The 19,776-nt window shown below is 31.3% G+C and carries 19 protein-coding genes and 4 tRNA genes; 18 read left to right on the top strand and 5 right to left on the bottom strand.

What is annotated here, in order from left to right; all coding sequences use genetic code 11:
* Window positions 1-661: cache domain-containing protein (locus CAMP18497_RS06540; RefSeq protein WP_442867795.1), on the bottom strand; the 661-nt coding region annotated here is incomplete at its 3' end.
* A 417-nt stretch (window positions 662-1,078) separates the two neighbouring features.
* Here CAMP18497_RS06540 and CAMP18497_RS06535 point away from each other — a divergent pair.
* From CAMP18497_RS06535 to CAMP18497_RS06520, 4 genes are all read left to right on the top strand, one after another.
* Window positions 1,079-1,153 (top strand) — tRNA-Gly (locus tag CAMP18497_RS06535).
* A 9-nt stretch (window positions 1,154-1,162) separates the two neighbouring features.
* Window positions 1,163-1,251 (top strand) — tRNA-Leu (locus CAMP18497_RS06530).
* A 16-nt stretch (window positions 1,252-1,267) separates the two neighbouring features.
* Window positions 1,268-1,341 (top strand) — tRNA-Cys (locus CAMP18497_RS06525).
* A gap of 35 nt (window positions 1,342-1,376) precedes the next feature.
* Window positions 1,377-1,464, top strand: a tRNA-Ser gene (locus tag CAMP18497_RS06520).
* Between the two features lie 76 nt (window positions 1,465-1,540).
* On the opposite strand, the gene ilvD is transcribed toward CAMP18497_RS06520, so the two are convergent.
* A complete protein-coding gene (gene ilvD, locus CAMP18497_RS06515) occupies window positions 1,541-3,217 on the bottom strand; it encodes a dihydroxy-acid dehydratase (protein WP_337213287.1) in 1,677 nt (558 codons plus the stop codon).
* Window positions 3,218-3,351: 134 nt separating this feature from the next.
* Here ilvD and CAMP18497_RS06510 point away from each other — a divergent pair, with 134 nt between their 5' ends.
* Window positions 3,352-4,704: a Na+/H+ antiporter NhaC family protein gene (locus CAMP18497_RS06510; RefSeq protein WP_442867794.1), complete on the top strand. Its 1,353-nt coding sequence runs from the start codon at window positions 3,352-3,354 to the stop codon at window positions 4,702-4,704.
* Here CAMP18497_RS06510 and CAMP18497_RS06505 read toward each other — a convergent pair.
* Window positions 4,701-5,675: a phospholipase A gene (locus CAMP18497_RS06505; protein WP_337213283.1), complete on the bottom strand. Its 975-nt coding sequence runs from the start codon at window positions 5,673-5,675 to the stop codon at window positions 4,701-4,703. The two genes, CAMP18497_RS06510 and CAMP18497_RS06505, sit on opposite strands and share 4 nt — an antisense overlap.
* Complete coding sequence (locus tag CAMP18497_RS06500) at window positions 5,638-6,237, bottom strand: molybdenum cofactor guanylyltransferase (RefSeq protein WP_337213281.1); 600 nt, start codon at window positions 6,235-6,237, stop codon at window positions 5,638-5,640. The genes CAMP18497_RS06505 and CAMP18497_RS06500 overlap by 38 nt, the downstream gene beginning before the upstream one ends.
* 41 nt (window positions 6,238-6,278) lie before the next feature.
* On the opposite strand from CAMP18497_RS06500, the gene CAMP18497_RS06495 reads away from it, so the two are divergent.
* Genes CAMP18497_RS06495 through CAMP18497_RS06455 form a run of 9 tightly spaced genes read left to right on the top strand, consistent with a single transcriptional unit; the run spans window position 6,279 to window position 14,794 of the window.
* Window positions 6,279-7,583: an NFACT RNA binding domain-containing protein gene (locus tag CAMP18497_RS06495; protein ID WP_337213279.1), complete on the top strand. Its 1,305-nt coding sequence runs from the start codon at window positions 6,279-6,281 to the stop codon at window positions 7,581-7,583.
* Window positions 7,584-7,585: 2 nt separating this feature from the next.
* The gene (locus CAMP18497_RS06490) at window positions 7,586-7,906 is read left to right on the top strand and encodes a hypothetical protein (RefSeq protein WP_263677523.1); all 321 of its coding nucleotides are present in this window, start codon (window positions 7,586-7,588) and stop codon (window positions 7,904-7,906) included.
* Window positions 7,907-7,917: 11 nt separating this feature from the next.
* Window positions 7,918-8,646 (top strand): phosphatidate cytidylyltransferase, encoded by a 729-nt coding sequence (locus CAMP18497_RS06485; RefSeq protein ID WP_087700494.1) that lies wholly within the window; start codon window positions 7,918-7,920, stop codon window positions 8,644-8,646.
* Window positions 8,643-9,722 carry a 1-deoxy-D-xylulose-5-phosphate reductoisomerase gene (gene dxr, locus CAMP18497_RS06480; protein WP_337213276.1) on the top strand — a complete coding sequence of 360 codons (1,080 nt, stop codon included), beginning with the start codon at window positions 8,643-8,645 and terminating at the stop codon, window positions 9,720-9,722. The genes CAMP18497_RS06485 and dxr overlap by 4 nt, the downstream gene beginning before the upstream one ends.
* Complete coding sequence (locus tag CAMP18497_RS06475; RefSeq protein WP_263727253.1) at window positions 9,719-11,107, top strand: M99 family carboxypeptidase catalytic domain-containing protein; 1,389 nt, start codon at window positions 9,719-9,721, stop codon at window positions 11,105-11,107. Before dxr ends, CAMP18497_RS06475 begins: the two co-directional genes overlap by 4 nt.
* A complete protein-coding gene (tsaD, locus tag CAMP18497_RS06470; protein WP_337213273.1) occupies window positions 11,104-12,111 on the top strand; it encodes a tRNA (adenosine(37)-N6)-threonylcarbamoyltransferase complex transferase subunit TsaD in 1,008 nt (335 codons plus the stop codon). Before CAMP18497_RS06475 ends, tsaD begins: the two co-directional genes overlap by 4 nt.
* On the top strand, window positions 12,108-12,680 hold the full coding sequence (locus tag CAMP18497_RS06465; RefSeq protein WP_337213271.1) for a type II secretion system protein: 573 nt from the start codon (window positions 12,108-12,110) through the stop codon (window positions 12,678-12,680). The genes tsaD and CAMP18497_RS06465 overlap by 4 nt, the downstream gene beginning before the upstream one ends.
* A 2-nt stretch (window positions 12,681-12,682) precedes the next feature.
* A complete protein-coding gene (locus tag CAMP18497_RS06460) occupies window positions 12,683-14,311 on the top strand; it encodes a multidrug ABC transporter permease/ATP-binding protein (RefSeq protein WP_337213269.1) in 1,629 nt (542 codons plus the stop codon).
* Between the two features lie 9 nt (window positions 14,312-14,320).
* The gene (locus tag CAMP18497_RS06455; protein WP_039619439.1) at window positions 14,321-14,794 is read left to right on the top strand and encodes a GlcG/HbpS family heme-binding protein; all 474 of its coding nucleotides are present in this window, start codon (window positions 14,321-14,323) and stop codon (window positions 14,792-14,794) included.
* Window positions 14,795-14,817: 23 nt separating this feature from the next.
* Here CAMP18497_RS06455 and cgb read toward each other — a convergent pair whose 3' ends face one another.
* Entirely contained in the window at window positions 14,818-15,246 is a 429-nt protein-coding gene (gene cgb, locus CAMP18497_RS06450; protein ID WP_337213267.1) for a single-domain globin Cgb, read from the bottom strand.
* 190 nt (window positions 15,247-15,436) lie between these two features.
* Here cgb and CAMP18497_RS06445 point away from each other — a divergent pair, with 190 nt between their 5' ends.
* The 4 genes from CAMP18497_RS06445 (at window position 15,437) to fic (ending at window position 19,693) form a co-directional block, all read left to right on the top strand.
* Window positions 15,437-16,441: an extracellular solute-binding protein gene (locus tag CAMP18497_RS06445; protein WP_337213265.1), complete on the top strand. Its 1,005-nt coding sequence runs from the start codon at window positions 15,437-15,439 to the stop codon at window positions 16,439-16,441.
* 17 nt (window positions 16,442-16,458) lie between these two features.
* A complete protein-coding gene (locus CAMP18497_RS06440) occupies window positions 16,459-18,042 on the top strand; it encodes an ABC transporter permease (RefSeq protein WP_337213263.1) in 1,584 nt (527 codons plus the stop codon).
* Entirely contained in the window at window positions 18,042-19,022 is a 981-nt protein-coding gene (locus CAMP18497_RS06435; protein ID WP_263677512.1) for an ABC transporter ATP-binding protein, read from the top strand. The genes CAMP18497_RS06440 and CAMP18497_RS06435 overlap by 1 nt, the downstream gene beginning before the upstream one ends.
* Before the next feature lie 62 nt (window positions 19,023-19,084).
* On the top strand, window positions 19,085-19,693 hold the full coding sequence (gene fic, locus CAMP18497_RS06430; RefSeq protein ID WP_263677511.1) for a protein adenylyltransferase Fic: 609 nt from the start codon (window positions 19,085-19,087) through the stop codon (window positions 19,691-19,693).
* Window positions 19,694-19,776 lie beyond the last annotated feature (83 nt).

Genomic DNA, 19,776 nt, shown 5'->3' with positions numbered 1-19,776 from the left:
TTATTATAGCTATAATAGCAATTATAATTTGTTGAAATAACAATCTGTTTACTGCGTCAGTATATACGGATTCTTCTGTGATAGAACAGATTATATATTTAGGGTTTAAACTTTGTGTACATGTTGCAACTTGAGTTTTACCTGCTCCATCTTTAGCATAAAATAAGGTTTCTTCTTTATTTGGATCAACTAAATCAGGATTTGCTTTGATGGCATTAGCTATGTTGATACTTAAATCGTTTTTAGTAAGCATTTTTTCTTTATCTTCATGGAAGGTTATAACACCTTCTCTATCATAAACTGCAACATAAGAACTATTAGAGTGTCCTAGTGATAAAACATCGGTTGAGAATCTTGAAAGATCATAATCTCCCGCTGCAACACCTATAAATTTGCCATCTGAATAAATTGGTGCAGCATATGTTACAGTCACTTGACCACTAGAAGCAGAGACATAAGGCTCAGTAACGATTAATTCGCCAGCGGCTTTTGCTTCTTTATACCAAGGTCTATTTTTAGTATCATATCCACTTGTGATATCATTAATAACTTTGTTAGATCTATAAGTTTTACCAGTGTCTTCAAATCCAATGTAAACAAGTTCAAAATCTGATGATTGTTTTAGAGTGCCTAAAATATCTATAATTTCGTCTTGATGCATATTTGGTTTGGAAGAGATTGAATGTCCAAGAGAATTTATTGCTGTTCTTTTTGAGCTTCCATACAACTCGTATACTTTTGCAACATCTGACATCGTTTTCATTTGTATTTCATACAAATATTCATTAATTGTTTTTTTAGATTCATAATAATTTATAACATTAACTACAATTAAGATTACTGCAATTAGTAAACAAGTAATAAATGTTATTTTACTTGATAAGCTTTTAAAGCTGAACATAAATACCTCCTTTGCAATATTTTAATATTGATTAAATTAAACCTCGTTTTATATCATATTGATTATAAAAATATTATTAATTTTAATAAGTTTATTTGTTTATTGTAATTTTTTAAATTATTTTAAATTATTTTTTATATATCTTTAAGCTTTAATAGATATAATTTCAATTTTAATGCGGGAATAGCTCAGGGGTAGAGCACAACCTTGCCAAGGTTGGGGTCGCGAGTTCGAATCTCGTTTCCCGCTCCATTATCACCCGCCCGGGTGGTGGAATTGGTAGACACAAGGGACTTAAAATCCCTCGGAATTTTTCTTCCGTGCCGGTTCAAGTCCGGCCTCGGGCACCACTTTTTGGTAACTCAAGGCGACATAGCCAAGCGGTAAGGCATGGGCCTGCAAAGCCTTGATCTCCGGTTCGAATCCGGATGTCGCCTCCAATGCGATGTTAATACTTGATATTTTTATTCTTTTACGGGAGATGGCTGAGTGGTCGAAAGCGGCGGTCTTGAAAACCGTTGAGGGTCACACCTCCAGGGGTTCGAATCCCTTTCTCCCGGCCACTTTAACATAATTTTTCATATTTTTGTTTTCACATTTAAAAAGATATTTCTTAATTTCTTAAAGAAATTAAGAAAATTATTCTAAGTCTAAAACTCCACCTTTGCTAGCATTGCTTACAAGCTTTTGATACATTTTAAGCCATCTTGAATTTATTTGTTTATGGGGCATTTTAAAGTTTGCTTTGCGTTTGGTGATTTCATCTTGGTTTAAATTTGCATTAATGCTGTAAGTATCCACATCAATTTCTATCTCATCGCCATCTTCTAAAAGCGCTATAAGCCCACCTTCGGCAGCCTCAGGAGAAATGTGACCTATACTAAGTCCTCTTGTAGCTCCGCTAAAACGACCATCTGTTATAAGTGCAACTTTAGCACCAAGCCCCATACCCGTGAGTAATGAAGTCGGACTAAGCATTTCTTGCATACCAGGTCCGCCTTTTGGCCCTTCATAGCGTATCACACACACATCGCCTTCTTTAACTTTACCTTTTATAATGCCTTTAATGGCTTCTTCTTGAGAGTTAAAACAAACTGCTTTACCTTTGAATTTACGCTCGCCCATGATACCTGCGGTTTTTATCACACAGCCTTGCTTGGCTAAATTCCCAAAAAGTATAGCAAGCCCACCTACATTTGAATAGGCATTGTCTATTTTTCTTATAATGTTTTCATCTTTTATGTTAGCATTTTCAATGCGTTCTTTTAAAGTTTTTCCACTAATATCTAGAGTGTCAAGTTCTAAAATATGGCCTGGTTTTTTAGCTATTTCAGCCATTACCGCACTTACCCCACCTGCTTTGTGTATATCTTCCATATAAACAGTATTTAAAGATGGAGCAATTTTGGCTATATGAGCTACATTAGCGCTGATGTGATTGAGTTCTTTTATATCCAAATTTACACCTGCTTCATAAGCAATGGCAAGCATATGTAAGATAGTATTTGAGCTTCCACCCATAGCCATATCAACAACTAAAGCATTGTTAATGGACTTTTTAGTAATGATATTACGAATTTTAAAACGCTCATCTAGGACAATCTCACAAATTCTACGCGCAGCCTTTCTTAAAAGCTCTTTTCTTTCTTTGCTAAGTGCTAAAATAGTTCCATTTCCTTCAAGTGCTATGCCCATAGCCTCGCATAAAGTATTCATAGAATTTGCAGTAAACATACCCGAGCAAGATCCACCGCTAGGACAAGCTTTGCATTCTATATCTTTTAAATCCTCTTCATTGATTTTTTTAGCTTCATAGGCTCCCACTGCTTCAAAAACAGAACTTAGGCTGATTTTTTCTCCGTGTTTATTTACTCCTGCTCTCATAGGCCCACCACTCACAAAAATAGTTGGCACATTAACTCTTAAAGCCCCCATGAGCATACCTGGAGTGATTTTGTCACAATTTGGGATACAAATTAGTGCATCAAGTTGGTGCGCATTCATCACTGTTTCAATAGAGTTTGCGATGATTTCACGACTTGGCAAAGAATAAAGCATACCATCATGCCCCATAGCTATACCATCGTCAACACCTATAGTATTAAATTCAAAAGGAATGCAACCATTTTTGCGAATTTCATCTTTAATGATTTTTGCATATTCATTTAAGAAAAAATGCCCCGGGATGATATCTATATAGCTATTTGCCACACCTATAAAAGGCTTGTTAAAATCTTCATCATTTAAGCCACATGCTCTAAGTAAAGAACGATTTGGTGCTTTTAAGTGTCCTTTTTTGATCGCGTCACTTCTCATTTGTATCCTTTTTTAAAGTAAAAACTATCATTTTATGCTTTTATTTTGCAATTTTTGCTTAAATTTTTTAAACTTAAATGGTATTTTAAAGAAAATTATTTAAAATGTGCAATTATTTTAATTTAAGGAATGTAATGCTTTTAACTAATCCGGTATTTATAGGCGTTGTATTAATGACGCTTTTGTGTTTTTTTAGGTTTAATGTTTTACTTAGTGTTTTGCTTTCTGGGCTTTTTGTAGGTGTTTGGTCTAAATTTATGAATGTAGAGCATTTAACTTTGATGGAGTTTTTTACTCAACTTCCGCAAGCTATGATGGATTCTATGAAAGTTTTAATTGATGGCATGCAAGGAAATTTACAAACAGCATTAAGTTATATTTTACTTGGAGCAGTGGCTGCTGCTATATCAAAAACTAATCTAACGGCATATTTGATTAAAATAGTTTCGCATTATATTTCACATAAAAAATATTTACTTATACTTTCTTTGGCATTTATTGCTTGTTTTTCACAAAATTTAATCCCTATCCATGTGGCTTTTGTGCCTTTATTGATTCCACCTTTGTTAAAACTTTTTAATAAATTAAAAATAGACCGTAGAGCCATAGCTTGTGCATTAACTTTTGGACTTACAACTCCTTATATGGTGGTACCTTTGGGATTTGGGCTTATTTTTCAAACTTTGCTTGTGGATAATTTAAATTCAAATGGAGTGCAAATTAGCCTAGGAGAAGTTTCTCAAACTATGGCTTTTGCGGCTATTTGTATGTTAGTTGGTTTGTTTTTGGCTGTGTTTGTATTTTATGCTAAACCAAGAGAATATCAAGAAGAGCAAATTGCCAAAATGGATTTTGAAAATTTAAAAATGAGTAAAAAAGAATGGGGTGTTTTAGCTGGCCTTGGATTGACTTTGATTTTGCAAATTTTAACGCACAATTTACCTTTATCAGGGCTTTTGGGTTTTGTGTTGATGGTGATTTTGGGTGGAGTAGAGTATAACAAAGTTAATCTAGTCTTTGATGATGGGCTTAAGATTATGGGTTATATAGCCTTTGTAATGCTTGTTGCTTCAGGGTATGGAGAGGTTTTAAAACAAAGTGGGGGTATAGCTGAGCTTGTAAAAACAAGCGTGCCTTTTATGGAGCAAAGTCACTTTTTAGCTATTTTTATCATGCTAGCTATAGGTCTTTTAATCACCATAGGCATAGGCAGTTCTTTTGGTACTATTCCTATCATTGCTGCTTTGTTTTGTCCTATATGTATAGAGCTTGGTTTTTCGCCTGCTGCGATTATTTTTATCATCGGTGTTGCCGGAGCTTTAGGCGATGCAGGATCGCCTGCTAGTGAAACGACTTTGGGAGTGAGTGTAGGGCTTAATGCAGATAAGCAAGGTGATCACATCAAAGATACTTGCGTACCAACCTTTTTATGTTTTAATGGCTCTTTGCTTATTTTAGGTAGTGTTATAGCATTTTGCTTGCTTTAATACATTAGCAAAATTCCACTTGAGAGTCTGCTTGAAGATTTATTATACTCAATAAGACTCTCACCATAACCATTAAAATACTGAGTGTAAATATACAAGCCATTGTTAGAAATTTTATAAGCTCCGCTTATTTCTACTGCACCGCGGTTATTAGCAAAATTTAAATTATTACGCCATAAGATATTGATAAAATAATCATCTTGGGTATAAGCAAGATTGATATCAAAGTTGCCCAAATATTTTTCTATATCAGGATTATCATCTTCTGAGCTTTTTTCAGGAATTCTTAGCCAAACTCTAGGTATAAACACAAAGTCTCCAAAAAACCACGCATTGCTTAGATAAATTCTATTCCAGGATCTTGAATCTGGATCATCTTGCCCGTTTGATTCGTGCAATAAGCCAACGCGTATATTTTTTAAATTTTCAAAAGTCCCATGCCCACTTATAGGAAAATTGATGAAAAATTCAGGCAAGTAATTAGTTTCTCTAAAAGGCGATGAATGTTCATAAAGTTGCCACCACGAAATTTGTGTATAAGCTATGTTATAGCTTTCGTTTAAACCTAAAAGATTTTCAAAAAGAGTTTTTTTAAGACTAATTTGAAATTTAGTTTCAGTGCTTTTATAATCTCTTTTGCTAAAACTATAAGAAACAGGCATAAAATAACTAAGATTATGCGTGCTAATGCCAAAAGGATTGTATGATTTTTCTGTGCCAAGGTAATTTGCCAAAGCTTCACTTCTTGGGTTAAAATCATCTATTTTACGTTCTTTTGTTGTATTTTGCTCATTATTAAGAGAAAGTTCTAAATTTTTTGTTTTTGCTGTATCTTTTAAAGCTAAGCTTTTATAAATTTGCATAGCCTTTTTATACTTACCTTGCCTTTCATATTCTAAGGCTTGATTGATTAAATCCTCATTTGCTAAGGCACTAAAAGCACATAGTATGGGTAGAATTGTTTTTTTCATAAAGCCACTTTTTATATTCGTTAAAATAATTTAAATTTATAAATTCATTTTCATTTTCAAATTCTATAAATTCTGCTTTCATTGTATCACAAAAAAGGGCTAGTTTGTGGTTATTTTCTTGTAAAAATTGCAAAGTTTTTTCAAAAATTTTACTATGATAAAATCCACATAAATAATGCTTGTGTTTTTTTGTGCTTGCTAAGAGTATGTTTTGCGCTTTTAGATGATGAAAAAGCTTATAAATACTTTCTTTGCTTATGTTTGGAGTATCTACACTAAGGATAAATACATAGGTGTTTTGAAAATGTTTAAGTATGGAATTTAAGGCAATGAGTGGAGAATAGTTGTTTAAATCCTCATCTAAAATAAGAGCTAAGTTTTTTTGATGAAATTTATCTTTTTTGGTGCTAATAAAAACTTGATTAAAAATTCTTGACATTTTTTCATATTGATAAAGAGTTAAGTTTTTATCATCTACTTGCAATAAGCTTTTATCTTCTCCCATACGTGAAGACTTTCCGCCACATAAAATCACACAAGGATAGGGAATTTTTTCATTCATAAAAACCTCATAAATTCATCAAAATATTTTATAATACATTTATGAAATATACAGATTTAATACAAATAAAAGATTATTTTAAACAATTTCAAAGACTAAATTATCTCAAACGCCTTGATGATAATATCTTAGAGCTTAGTTTAGATCATCAAGCTTTTATACTAGACTTAACGCGTGGAAAAAGTGGAATTTACCAAGATAAACTCCAAGCAAAAGTCTATAACGCACCTTTTGATTTTATGTTAAAAAAATACTTTTCAAACGCAAAGATTTTAAATTTAGAAGTATTAGAAAATAATAGAATTTTATCTTTTGAAGTTTTATCAGAAAAATCTTACAAAGCTTATGGGGCTAAGATTTATTTTGAATTTACAGGAAAAAACACTAATGTAATCATCACAGACACTAATGATATTATCATAGAAGCTTTGCGTCATATAGATAAAAGCTACCGTATTGTAAAAATAGGCGAAAAACTTCAAGCTTTAAAAGCTTATGAGATCAAAGAAGAATTTGTAAAGATTGATGATTTTAATGTGTATTTTAAAGAAAGTGCTAAAAAGTTACAACAAGATCGTTTAAAAGACATAAAAGAAAATAAACTTTTAAATGTAGATAAAAAAATCTTTACTCTTAAAGAGAGTATAGAAAATTTAGAGCAAGAAAGTAATTTGTTAAAAAAAGCTCAAGAATTAAGCCAAAAAGCAGATGTTTTATTTGCTAATTTAAATTCTTTAAAAGATTATCAAAGAGAATTTATTTTGCAAGATTTTAATGCAAATGAACTTGCTTTTAAACTCGAAGATACACCTAAAAATAGTGCAAATGAATTTTACAAAATGGCTAAAAAGCTAAAACAAAAGGCTAAAAATATTAATATAGAAAGAGAAATTTTAAGTGAAAAACTTGATTTTTTAATCAATTTAAAAGATTTAATCACTAAAAGCACTTCTTTGCGAGAATTAGAAGTTTTAATGCCTAAAAAAAGTAAAAAAACCAAAAAAGAAGAGTTAAATGCAGGGGTTAGTAGTTTTTATTTTGATGAGTTTAAAATCAGTGTAGGGTGCAATGAAAAAGCTAATGAATACTTGTTAAAAATAGCTAAAAAAGATGATATTTGGTTGCATGTAAAAGATTATCCTAGTGCGCATGTGATCATTACTTCAAATAAATTAAAAATAAGTCAATTAGTGCTAGAATTTGCAGCAAAACTTTGTGTGGAATTTTCCAAGCTAAGCTCTGGAGCTTATTTGGTCGATTATACGAGTAAGAATTTTGTTAAGGTTAGAGAAAAGGCTTTTGTAAATTATACAAATTATAAGACTATAAGCATTTTAAAGGAGTGAATATGCCTATAAGTCCCATAGGTGGCGTTAATTATGCTAACCAAAATACACCGGTACATTCAGCACAAGTAAGCAATGAGCTAGCAAAAGATTCTTTTGCGACTTTAGTGAATATGAGTGAGTTTCAAGCAAAAGAAAAAACAGTTGAAAAACTTGAAAAAGTCAATCAAACTCACGAAGTAAGCGATGAGGTAAAAGAAAGACAAGAGGAAGAAAAAAAGCATTCTAAACATCATCAAGAACAAGAGCAAGAAGATGAAGATGAACAAGAAGAGCAAGAAGTAGTTAAAAAAAGCTCTCATTTGCTTGATTTAAGTATATAGAAAGGATAAAAATGTTTTCAAAGACAAGAATTCTTAGTGCTATTGTGATGATAGCTGTGATAGCTGTTGTTGCTTTAGTGGATAATTTTTTGATTAATTTTGCTATTTTTGGTGTTTTATTGTTTTTGGCATTTAATGAAGCAAAAGCTATGTTTAAAAGCAAACACGCAAGTGCTTTTGTGGCTTTGTGTATTTTTGCAATAGGAGCATTTTTAGATAAACCTTTCTTTATAGGTCTTATGGCTTTGATTTTGATTTTGGGATATTTAGTTTATAAAAAAAGTGAAAATTTAAATGAGCTTATGCCTTATATATATCCTACTTTACCTATTTTAATGCTTTATCAAGTATTAAGCTATGAGGGTATGTTTGTATTGTTTTGGCTTATAGTGATTGTTGTTGCTTGTGATAGTGGGGCGTATTTTATAGGAAAACTCATTGGCGAGAGAGCTTTTTCTCCAACAAGTCCAAATAAAACTCTAGAAGGTGTAGTAGGTGGCATAGTTTGTGCAGGGATTTTAGGAACTATCATAGGCTCTTTTGAATTTAGCTTAGTAAAAAGTATTTATATATCTTTAATCGTAGCTATTTTTGCTGTGATAGGGGATTTGCTTGAGAGCTATTTTAAAAGACAAGCAGGCATTAAAGATAGCGGTAATTTAATCCCAGGGCATGGGGGAGTTTTAGATAGAATTGATGCTGTTATCATTGCAGCATTTGCAATGGCAACTTTAGTATGATTGTACTTGGAAGCACGGGAAGTATAGGGGTTAATACTCTTTTTATTGCTAAAGAAAAAAACATAAGCATAGAAGCTTTATCTTGTGGTAAAAATATCAAGCTTTTAAATGAGCAAATAGCTCTTTTTAAACCTAAATTTGTATGTATCCAAGATGAAAAAGATAAAACCTTGGTTGATCATGATAAGATTTTTTGTGGCCAAGAGGGCTTAAAAGCGATGATAGCTGAGTGTAAAAGCTCTTTGGTGATAAATGCTATAGTAGGTTTTGCAGGGTTAAACTCAAGTCTTATGGCACAAAAACTTGGTAAAACTTTAGCCCTAGCAAATAAAGAAAGCCTAGTAGTAGCAGGGAAATTTTTTGACACTTCTAAGGTTAAAGCTATAGATAGCGAACACGCAGCACTAAAGTGTTTGATAGATAAAAGAAAAAACATTAAAAAACTTTTCATCACAGCAAGTGGCGGGGCCTTTTATAATTATAAAATCAAAGATTTAAAAAATGTTAGCGTAAAAGAAGCCCTTAAGCACCCCAACTGGAGCATGGGGGCTAAGATCACCATAGATAGTGCTAGTATGTGCAATAAGCTTTTTGAAATCATCGAAGCTTATCATCTTTATGGCATTAAGCAAATAGATGCTTTGATAGAAAGAAAATCTTTAGTGCATGCTTTATGTGAATTTAAAGATGGTGGTATAAGTGCGTATTTTTCTCATGCAAATATGCGTTTGTCTATAGCTCAAGCGATTTTAGATGAGCATGATCAAAGCTTTATAGAAAATTTAGATTTATTAGCTATGCCAAGTTTAAAATTTAAAAAAATTAGTTTAAAAAAATATCCTATATTTTCACTCAAAGATGAACTTTTGAAAGAGCCTGACTTGGGTGTGATTATAAATAGTGCAAATGAGTATATGGTGTATCAATTTTTAGCCCAAAAAGCACAGTTTTTAGACATAGCTAAAGGAATTTTTAAAGCATTAGATCATTTTGGTGTGCCAAAGATTAACCAAATTGAAGATGTTTTTGAGTACGATAAACAAGTAAGGCTTTATTTAGATAAGGAAATGAAGTGAGATATTTTTTAAGTATTTTGATTTTTATAAATGCAGTTTTTGCTTTAGAATTTAGTGTGAAAGAAAATGGAAAAAGTTTAGATGATAACAACACAGTTTTAATCCTTGGAGGCATACAAGGAGATGAGCCAGGTGGGTTTCATGCAGCTAGCTTGCTTTTGAGTGATTATAATATCACTAAAGGTAAAATTATCGTTGCGCCAAATTTGGCTTTTGAAAGTATTATCGCTAGAAATAGGGGAAATTTTGGAGATTTAAATAGAAAATTTGCCCATATAGATGAAAACGATCCTGATTTTCACACCATAGAGCGTATAAAAAAGCTTATTTTAGATCCTGAAGTTAATATGGTCATAAATTTACACGATGGAAGTGGTTTTTATAGACCACAATATGAAAGCAAAGATAAAAACCCAAACCGCTGGGGTAACACTAGCATTATCGATCAAAGTGAGGTAAATTCTACAAAATATGCAGACTTAGAAAGCATAGCTAAAGAAGCGGTAGAGAATATCAATAAAGCCTTGGTAAAAGAAGAACATCAATATCATTTAAAAAACACCAAAACCCAAGAAAGCAATGACAAAGATATGCTAAAGGCTTTAACTTATTTTGTAGTGTCAAATCACAAAGCAGCCTTTGCTAATGAAGCGAGCAAAAATTTACCAACACATTTAAGAGTGTATTATCATCTTTTGGCGGTGGAGTATTATCTAAAAAAGGCAAATATAGAATTTCAAAGAACTTTTGATCTAACTCCAAATGGGGTTTATAGAGCCATTGAAAAGCCTTTGGAAGTAAGACTTTTTAATGATAAAATTTTACTTTATCTTGACAAACCCGCTAATAGAGTGAATTTTTTACCTTTTCCCACCAACCAAGCTTTAAATTATGAAGCAAGCAATGAAATTACAGCAGTGATTTCAAATGCTAATTCATACTCAGTCAATTATGGAAATCGCTTGCAAACTAGACTATACCCTGAATACTTTGAGTTTTCAAATGCCCTAGATAGTGTTGAAATGATAGTAGATGGAAAAAATATACAAACAAATTTTGCTCAAAAAATCATGGTAAAAAATAGTTTTAAAATTCCTCCTATTGTAGGTGTAAGGGTTAATGTCATAGGTTTTGATAGGGGTAATGATGAAAGCGGTATAGAAATAAGTAAAAATCAAATGCAAAGTCGTTATTCTTTAGATAAAAAAAGAAAAATTTATAGAGTGGAATTTTATGAGTTAAAAAATGCAAATTTAGCCGATCAAGCCTTAGAAAAAAAGACAAATTTTAAAGAAATCAAAAAAGCAAACATACCTGCAAAAGCCATAGAAAAAGCAGAAGAAAAAGACAAATTTATCGGTATGATTTTAGTGGAATTTCAATGAAAAGCTTAATCCTTGCCATAGAAAGCTCATGTGATGATAGTTCTATTGCTATCATAGATAAAAACAGCTTTGAATGCATTTTTCATACAAAGATTTCTCAAGAAAATGCTCATAGTGTTTATGGTGGGGTGGTACCTGAGCTTGCAGCAAGATTACACAGCAAGGCTTTACCTAAAATCTTAGAAAAATGCCAAAAATACTTTGATAAACTTTGTGCCATAGCAGTTACAAACGAACCTGGTCTTAGTGTGAGTTTGATAGGTGGGGTTGCTATGGCTAAAATGCTTGCTATTAGTTTAAATTTACCGCTTATAGCGATTAATCACTTAAAAGGACATATTTATTCTATGTTTTTAGATAAAAAAGCTAGTTTTGATATGGGTGTGTTGCTTGTAAGTGGTGGGCATACTATGGTGCTTTTTATTAATGAGCAAGGTAAAATCACAGAGCTAGCAAGAACAACTGATGATAGCTTTGGAGAAAGCTTTGATAAAGTAGCTAAGATGATGGAGCTTGGTTATCCTGGTGGGGCTATCATAGAAAATTTAGCTAAAAATGTAAAAGAAAGTGATTTAGAATTTAGCATACCCTTGCTTCGTTCTAAAGACTTAGCTTATAGTTTTTCAGGACTTAAAAACCAAGTGCGTTTGGAAATTTTAAAAGAAGAGTTAAACTTAGAGCGTAAAAGTAAAATCGCTTTTGCATTTCAAAAAGCAGCCATAGCTCATATTTTAAACAAGCTAGAAAAAATTTTTAAAGAGTATAAATTTAAGCGTTTTGGCATAGTAGGCGGAGCTAGTGCAAATTTAAGCTTAAGAAGTCAAATAGAGCATTTATGCCAAAGCTATCAATGTGAGCTTTTGCTAGCTCCGCTTGAGTATTGCTCAGATAATGCTTTGATGATAGCAAGGGCGGCTTGTGAAGCTTATGAACGTAAAGAATTTGTAAGTATTGAAGATGATCTTATAAGCCCTAAAGTAAAAAACTTACAAGGCGTATTATGAAAAAGACTTTTACTATTATAGAGCTTGTGTTTGTGGTGATCATACTTGGGGTTTTAGCTGCGGTTGCTTTGCCAAAATTTAGCACAAGTAAAGATGAAGCAAGCACAGCTCAAGCTTTGGGAAATTTAAAAACTTTTATCAATGATATAAGTGCTTATGTGCTAAAAAATGAAAGTCTTTCTAGTATAGCTTTAATGAGTAATGTAGCAAATATAAAAAATGAAGATTTATCAAATTTGCAAAATTCTACCAAAGAGCTTGATTTTAGTGTAGGAAATGATGAACAGTGTTTTAAGGTGCTTTTTGTGGATAAAGAAAGCATTTTGCTTTTAGCGCTTATAGTAGATAATGCTCAAAAAAGCAAAGTCCAAAATATAGCAGATTTAAAAAATCAAGTTTTGAAAGATCCTAAAAATCAAAGTATAAAAACTCAACTAGATGAAGCTTTAAATGCTTTTAGTCAAAGCGAATTTTCAAGCACTTCAAAGTCTAAAGCTTGTCAAAGTCTAATCCACTCTAAAGCTTTTAAAGACTTGGCTACTAGGGTGTATTTTTTAAGTGGTAGTTAAAGTTGCAATTTATATTGATACTTTTTAAAGAAAATAAACTTAAAATCATTCTTTTTTTGCTTTTTAGTATTTTTACAAGCTTACTAGGTGTATTGACTTTAGTTTTTATTAATGAGTTTTTATTAAAAACTAGCCTTGAAAACTCAAATATCATCGTGTATTTTGTGCTTTTATTGCTTGTATTTTTTGCGAGTTCTTCTTTTGTAGAAATTACTCTAAGCTCGTTTGGGCAAAGTTTTATTTTTAAAATGCAAAGAAGGGTTGTAAAGCAAATTTTAGACACAAGTGTTTTGAGTATTTTAAACACTACTAAAGCAAAGATTTTAGCTTCTTTGGATAATGATGTGCGTAGTATTTCTTTTGGGCTTTTAAGGCTTCCTGAATTTATACAATCAAGTGTTTTGATCATTTGTGTAAGTGCTTATATAGCTTATCTTTCTTTAGAAATTTTCTTTTTGTGTTTAGCGTGGATAGTGTGTGTTTTTTTGGTGGATAATTTTTTGATGAGCAAGGTGTATTTTTATTTTAAAAATGCTAGGGAAAATGATGATGCTTTGCAAAAAAACTATCAAAATATTTTACAAGGACATAAGGAACTAACCTTAAATCCTTTAAGAGCAAAGTATTATTATGAAAATGAGTTTGAAAAAAATGCTCTGAAAAAGAAAAAAAGCTCCACTATGGGAAATATCTTGCATATTTTATCTAACAACTGGAGCAATAGTGCTATGCTAGCCTTAGTAGGAGTGGAGTTTTATATAGCTTTAAATTATGAGCTTGCTAGTTTGCAAAGCGCTACGACTATTGCTTTAAGTGTGCTTTTTTTAAGAGCGCCACTTGGAGCTATGATAGGAAGTTTTCCTACGCTTATGATGGCAAAAATCGCTTTAGATAAAATTTCAAATTTAAATTTAGAAAATTATTCTCATGAGTTTAAACTCAGTCAAAATAAAAAAACTTGGCAAAAACTTTCTTTTAAAGATGTATCTTTTGCATACAATGAAAAATTTGCACTAAAACCTGTAAATTTTGAGCTTAAAAAAGGCGAATGTGTATTTTTAATAGGTAAAAATGGTAGCGGTAAATCTACTTTTTCTATGATTTTAGCAGGGCTTTTTACAGATTTTAAAGGAAGCATTTTTTTAGATGATGAAAAAGTAACTTCGGAAAATATGTATGAGTATAGAAGTTTAATTAGTGCGATTTTTAGTGATTTTCATTTGTTTGAGCATGTTTTAGAAGATGAAAAATTTAGCAAAGAGGACTTAGCATACTGGCTTGAAATTTTAGAACTTAATGAAAAAGTAGAGCTTGTAGAAAATACTTTTAGCACTATAAAGCTCTCAGCTGGACAAAAAAAGCGTCTAGCTATGCTTAATGCTTTGCTTGAAAAAAGAGATATTTTGATTTTAGATGAGTGGGCTGCCGATCAAGATCCTATGTTTAGGAAGTTTTTTTATACTAAACTTTTGCCACTTTTAAAGCAAAAAGGTATTACTATATTTGCTATAACTCATGATGATGTGTATTTTGATATGGCTGATAGAATTTTACTCGCACAAAATGGTCAAATTTGTGAATTAAAAGGCGATATAAAAGAATTAGCAAAAAATGCGGTAGAAAAATTTTAAAGGAAAAAAATGAAAAAATTACTTATTTTATGTGTATTTTTAGGAGTAAGTTTGATGGCAAAATCTTTTGAGCTTGTAAAAGAGCCTGTGCTAACTACACAAATGGTTGAAGGGATTTTGGAGCTTGCAAAGAAAGAAGCAAGAAAAAATGGCTTTCATGTAAGTATTACCATAGTAGATAAATCCGGTCAAATTTTAGCGGTTTTAAGAGATGATAAAGCGGGTGTACATACGCTTAATGCTAGTTATAAAAAAGCTTACACAGCCACTTCACAAAAAAGAGAAACAGCAGTTATTTTTAAAGGTGTAAAAGAGGGTAAAATACCTGAGGATATTCGTTATTTAGATGATAAGTTTTCCATTATGCCTGGTGGGGTGCCGATTTTTATAGATGGAGTTGTTGTTGGTGGTATAGGTGTGGGTGGAGCACACTTAGATGAGGATGTAAAAATAGCTAAAGCAGGGATAGCGTTTTTAAAATAGGCTTTGAAAATCAAAGCCTATGATTACTTAGCTTTTGCATAAATTTCTTTTTCAATGTCTATGTAAAATTGTGTGATAGCTTTGTAAGCTTCCTCCCAAGCTTTTAGTGTAGTTTCATCTGCATTTAATACTACTTTAATAGCCTTTAAAAGACAAGCGCCTACTATAGGGTAATGTTCTTCTTTGACATTTAATTTTGTATGAGTGATAGCTACTTTATCAACAAAGCTTCTCATATTTTCTAAATTTTCTACATTTTTTGCTGCCATTAAAATAGCCATTGCTAAAGCTTTTGGTTGCTCGCCTGAAGCTTGTTTTTCCATATTAAACATAGGTTTTACTTCAGGATATTCTTCAAACATGATTTTATAAAATTCTTTAGTTAAAACTTCGCCATTTTTTTGTAAAACCGGCACACAATCTTTGATGATTTGAATTTGTTCTTGTGTCATTTTTTCTCCTTTGTATATTGTATTTTTGATGATTATATAAAAATGAGAGAAAAAATATCTTGATTTATGTTAATTTTGTATTATTTTATTTTAAAATGATTATATGTATCAATTTAAGTAAATATAAAGTGAATTATTAATATAATAATCCTTATCAATTTCAAAATTTAAAATTAAGGAAATTTATAAAATGAAAGCAAAAGTAGTTTTACTATCTTTACTAGCTGCTATGAGTTTAAGCGCTCAAGAGCTTACGATTTATTCTCATCGTCACTATGATTCTGATAAAGGAATTTTCAAATTATTTCAAGAAAAAACAGGCATTAGTGTAAATGTGGTGCAAGCTAAGGCTAATGAGCTTGCTAAAAGATTAGAAGTTGAAGGTAAAAATTCAAAGGCAGATTTGTTTATGACTGCTGATGCGGGAAATTTAGAACAAGTTCGCACAAATAATCTTTTTGTATCAGTTAGCTCACCTGAGTTAGAAAAACTTTCTCCAAAAGAGCTAAGAGGTAAAAACAACGAATGGTATGCTTTTACAACAAGAGCAAGAATCATCATCGCTTCTAAAGATAGAATTAAAGATGGAGAGATTAAAACTTATGAGGATTTAACCGATCCTAAATTTAAAGGTAAAGTTTTAGTAAGAAGTTCAAATAATGTTTATAATATTTCTTTGTTAAGTGCAATGATTGATACTTTGGGCAAAGAAAAAGCAAAAGAATGGGCGCAAGGCATAGCAAATAATCTTGCACGCACTCCAAAAGGTGGGGATCGTGATCAAATTCGTGCAATCTATGCAAAAGAAGGCGATGTAGCTATATCAAATAGTTATTATCTAGGACACTTAGCAAATTCAAAAAATTCTAAAGATGTTGAAGCTGCAAATTCAGTAAAAGTGATTTTTCCAAACCAAGATGATAGAGGAACGCATATCAATGTAAGTGGTATAGGTGTTTTAAAAACTTCTAAAAATAAAGAAGCTGCTGTTAAATTTATCGAGTTTATGCTTTCAAAAGAAGCACAAGAAATTTTAACAAACCAAAACTATGAGTATCCGGTAAATAAAGAAGTAAAACCTGCTAAAATTTTACAATCATGGGGCGAGTTTAAAATCGAAAAACCAAATTTTGAAGCTTACTGGGGTAATGCTAAAGAATCTTTAATGATCTTTGATGAAGTTCAATGGAAATAATTAAGGAAAAATAAAATTTGAAATTTTTAAGTCTAAGGTGGTCTTTTGCCACCTTTTTTTTCTGTAGTTTAATCATACTGCCTATACTTGCCATTATCTTACACCTTCCTTTTATAGATATTAATACCTTAAAACATTTGAGTAAAAATGTCTTGCCACGATATATTTTTGGTAGTGCTTTTATATTGTTTGGTACTTTAGTGCTGTGTTTGATTATAGGTTTAGTTAGTGCTTATTTGATAGCTTTTTATAAATTTTTTGGCTCGAAATTTTTTGAATGGTTTTTGATTTTACCTTTGGCTATACCTTCTTATGTGATGGGTTTTGTTTGGATTGATTTGTTTGAATTTCAAGGTTTAATTCCCACGCTTTTAGGCGTTGATAGGCGTATAGATATCATGAACGCATATGGTGTGATTGTGATTTTATCTTTTGCACTTTATCCTTATGTGTATTTTTTTGCTAAAAATACCTTTGCTTATGGACTTGGAAATATCATTTTAAGTGCTAAAACACTTAAGGCTTCTAATTTAAAAACATTTTTTAAAGTGATTTTGCCATTTTGCCGTGTGGGTATAGTGGGTGCTTTGCTGTTGGTGGCTATGGAGGTTTTGAGTGATTATGGCTTGGTGGCGTATTTTGGTGTAGATACTTTTAGTGCAGGAATTTTTAGAACATGGGGAAGTGGCGGTGATGAAGTGAGTGCTGTGGCTTTAAGCGTGGCTTTGCTTGTATTTATCGCACTTTTAATGCTTTTAGAAAAAATTCAAAGAGGTAAAAAAGGTTTTAATCAAAATGTATTTTTGCCTACTCCAAAAGATGAGCTAAAAGGCTTTAAGGCATTTTTAGCCTTTTTGTGGTGCTTTTTGGTGGCATTTTTAGCCTTTGTCGTACCTATTATATGGCTTGTTTATTGGGCCGGGTTTGATTTTATGCAAAATTTAAGCAATGTCTTAACACCTGCATTTTATAGCCTTAGCGTGGCTTTGATGAGTTCTTTTGCTATTGTAGGGGTGGCATTTTATTTGTGTTTTGTGGTGCGTTTAAATGATACAAAAGCTTCTAAAATCATCCTTTGGCTTACGACTTTGGGGTATTCTTTACCTGGAGCTGTGGTAGCTGTGGGAATTTTAGTGATTTTGGGTGTGTTAAATTATATTTTTGATCTTTTATCTTTTGAATATGCCATAGGTGGTGGATTTTTGGTGTTGTTTTTTGGGTATTTTGTGAGGTTTTTAGCTTCAGGGATTTTTGCAACTCAATCAGGCTATGAACGAATTTCTAAAAATATAGACTATGCAAATTTAACCTTAAAATCAAAACCATTTAAAATTTTCACTCAAATTCATTTTCCTTTGATGAAGCATTATTTAGCTTTAGCTGTGGTGATTATTTGTGTGGATATTTTAAAAGAATTGCCTATTTCGACTATACTTTCACCTTCAGGTTTTCAAACGCTTTCATCGCTTGTATTTGCTTATAGTGAAAATGAGTTAATTTACAATGTTTCTTTGCCATCTTTAATTATAGTGTTATTTGGGATTATCCCTACATTTTTAATGCATTATTTGCAAAATAAAAACAACCAAAAAGGACAATAATGGAAATCTTAAAAATTGACAATCTTTACAAATCTTTTGGAAAAACAGAGGTTTTAAAAGGAATTTCTTTGAGCTTAAAAGAAGGTGAGATTGTCAGTATTTTGGGAGAAAGTGGCTGTGGTAAGAGTTCTTTGCTTGGTTGTATAGCAGGTTTTTTTGAAATAAATGATGGTAGTATTTATATAGGGGATAAATTAGTTGCTTCTAAGAATGTGTATTTAGCCCCTCAAGAGCGTGATGTGGGGGTTTTGTTTCAAGATTATGCTTTGTTTCCGCACTTAAATGTAGAAGAAAATATATGCTTTGGTATAAGCTCTTTAAGTAAAAACGAGCAAAAACAAAGACTTGATGAAGTTTTAGAAATTTTAAATTTAAATACGCTTTTAAAGCGCTATCCAAATGAGCTAAGCGGTGGGCAAGCACAAAGAGTAGCACTAGCAAGAACCATAGTCGCAAGGCCAAAAATCATACTTTTTGATGAACCTTTTTCAAATTTAAATCACACTTTAAGCGTTAAAATGCGCAAAGAAATCAAAAATATCTTGAAAGAACATAAGCTTAGTGCTATTTTTGTCACACATGATAAAGACGATGCTTTTTATTTATCAGATAATATCGCTTTGATTAAGGATGGGAAAATTTTAGACTATGGAAGCGCTAAAGAGCTTTTTTATAAGCCTAAAAATATAGATAGTGCTTGCTTTTTGGGCGAGGCATTTTTTATAGATCCAAATACAATTTTGGATGAGAAATTCAAAGCATATTTGCAAAGTAAAAATGGCATTTTGCGCCCTAATGATATACAAATTTCAACTTCACAAACCCCTTTAAAAGCTAGCGTTTTAGAATGCGTATTTTATGGGGATTTTTATGAGATAAGTGTGAGTTTGGAAGGACATATTTTTAGCATTTATCATCATAAAGAACTTGGTAAAAATGATGAAATTTATCTTAAGTTAAACGAAACAAAAGAGTTTTAAGTCATAAATTTAATAAAGTTTATATTAAATATCTTATAAAATATAAACTTTAAAGGTTTAAAATGATACTTACAAATAAACTTGGTATAAAAAATCAACTAGAATTGGCCAAAGAAGAAGAAAGAATAAGCAAACTAAAGGCAAAAGCTTTATTTGAAAGTGGTTTTTTAGATACATTAAAAGCAGGAAGTTTTGAAAGCTTAAGGGTAATTCATCAAAAATTATTTGAAGATATTTATGATTTTGCAGGAAAAATAAGAGAGGTAAATATTTCAAAAGGAAATTTTAGATTTGCTCCTGCTGTTTATTTACATGAGGCAATTAAAAAAATAGAACTTATGGAACAATCTTGCTTTGAACAAATTGTAGAAAAATATGTAGAAATGAATGTAGCTCATCCTTTTAGAGAAGGAAATGGCAGAAGCATGAGAATTTGGCTTGATTTAATACTTAAAAAAGAGTTGAAAAAAGTGATTGATTGGAGTTTGATTGATAAAGATGATTATATAATGGCTATGCAAAGAAGTCCTATTAAAGATATAGAGATAAAAATTTTACTTCAAAATGCTTTGAGTGATGATATTTATAGTTTTAATATTTTTGCAAGAGGGATTGACGCAAGCTATTATTATGAAGGATATACACTCTATAAAACAAAAGAGCTTTTTTGATGATTTAAAGCTAGTTTTATAATTTTTATTGACATAAGCTTGTTAATCTCAAATTCTTCTTATTGCATTACTTAATAATAAAA

Origin of the sequence: Campylobacter sp. W0066.1 (assembly GCF_024723635.1) — a bacterium.
GTDB lineage: Bacteria > Campylobacterota > Campylobacteria > Campylobacterales > Campylobacteraceae > Campylobacter_D > Campylobacter_D lari_C.
Note: the sequence above shows the minus strand (reverse complement) of the source record. Positions and strands in the feature narration are given on the sequence as shown.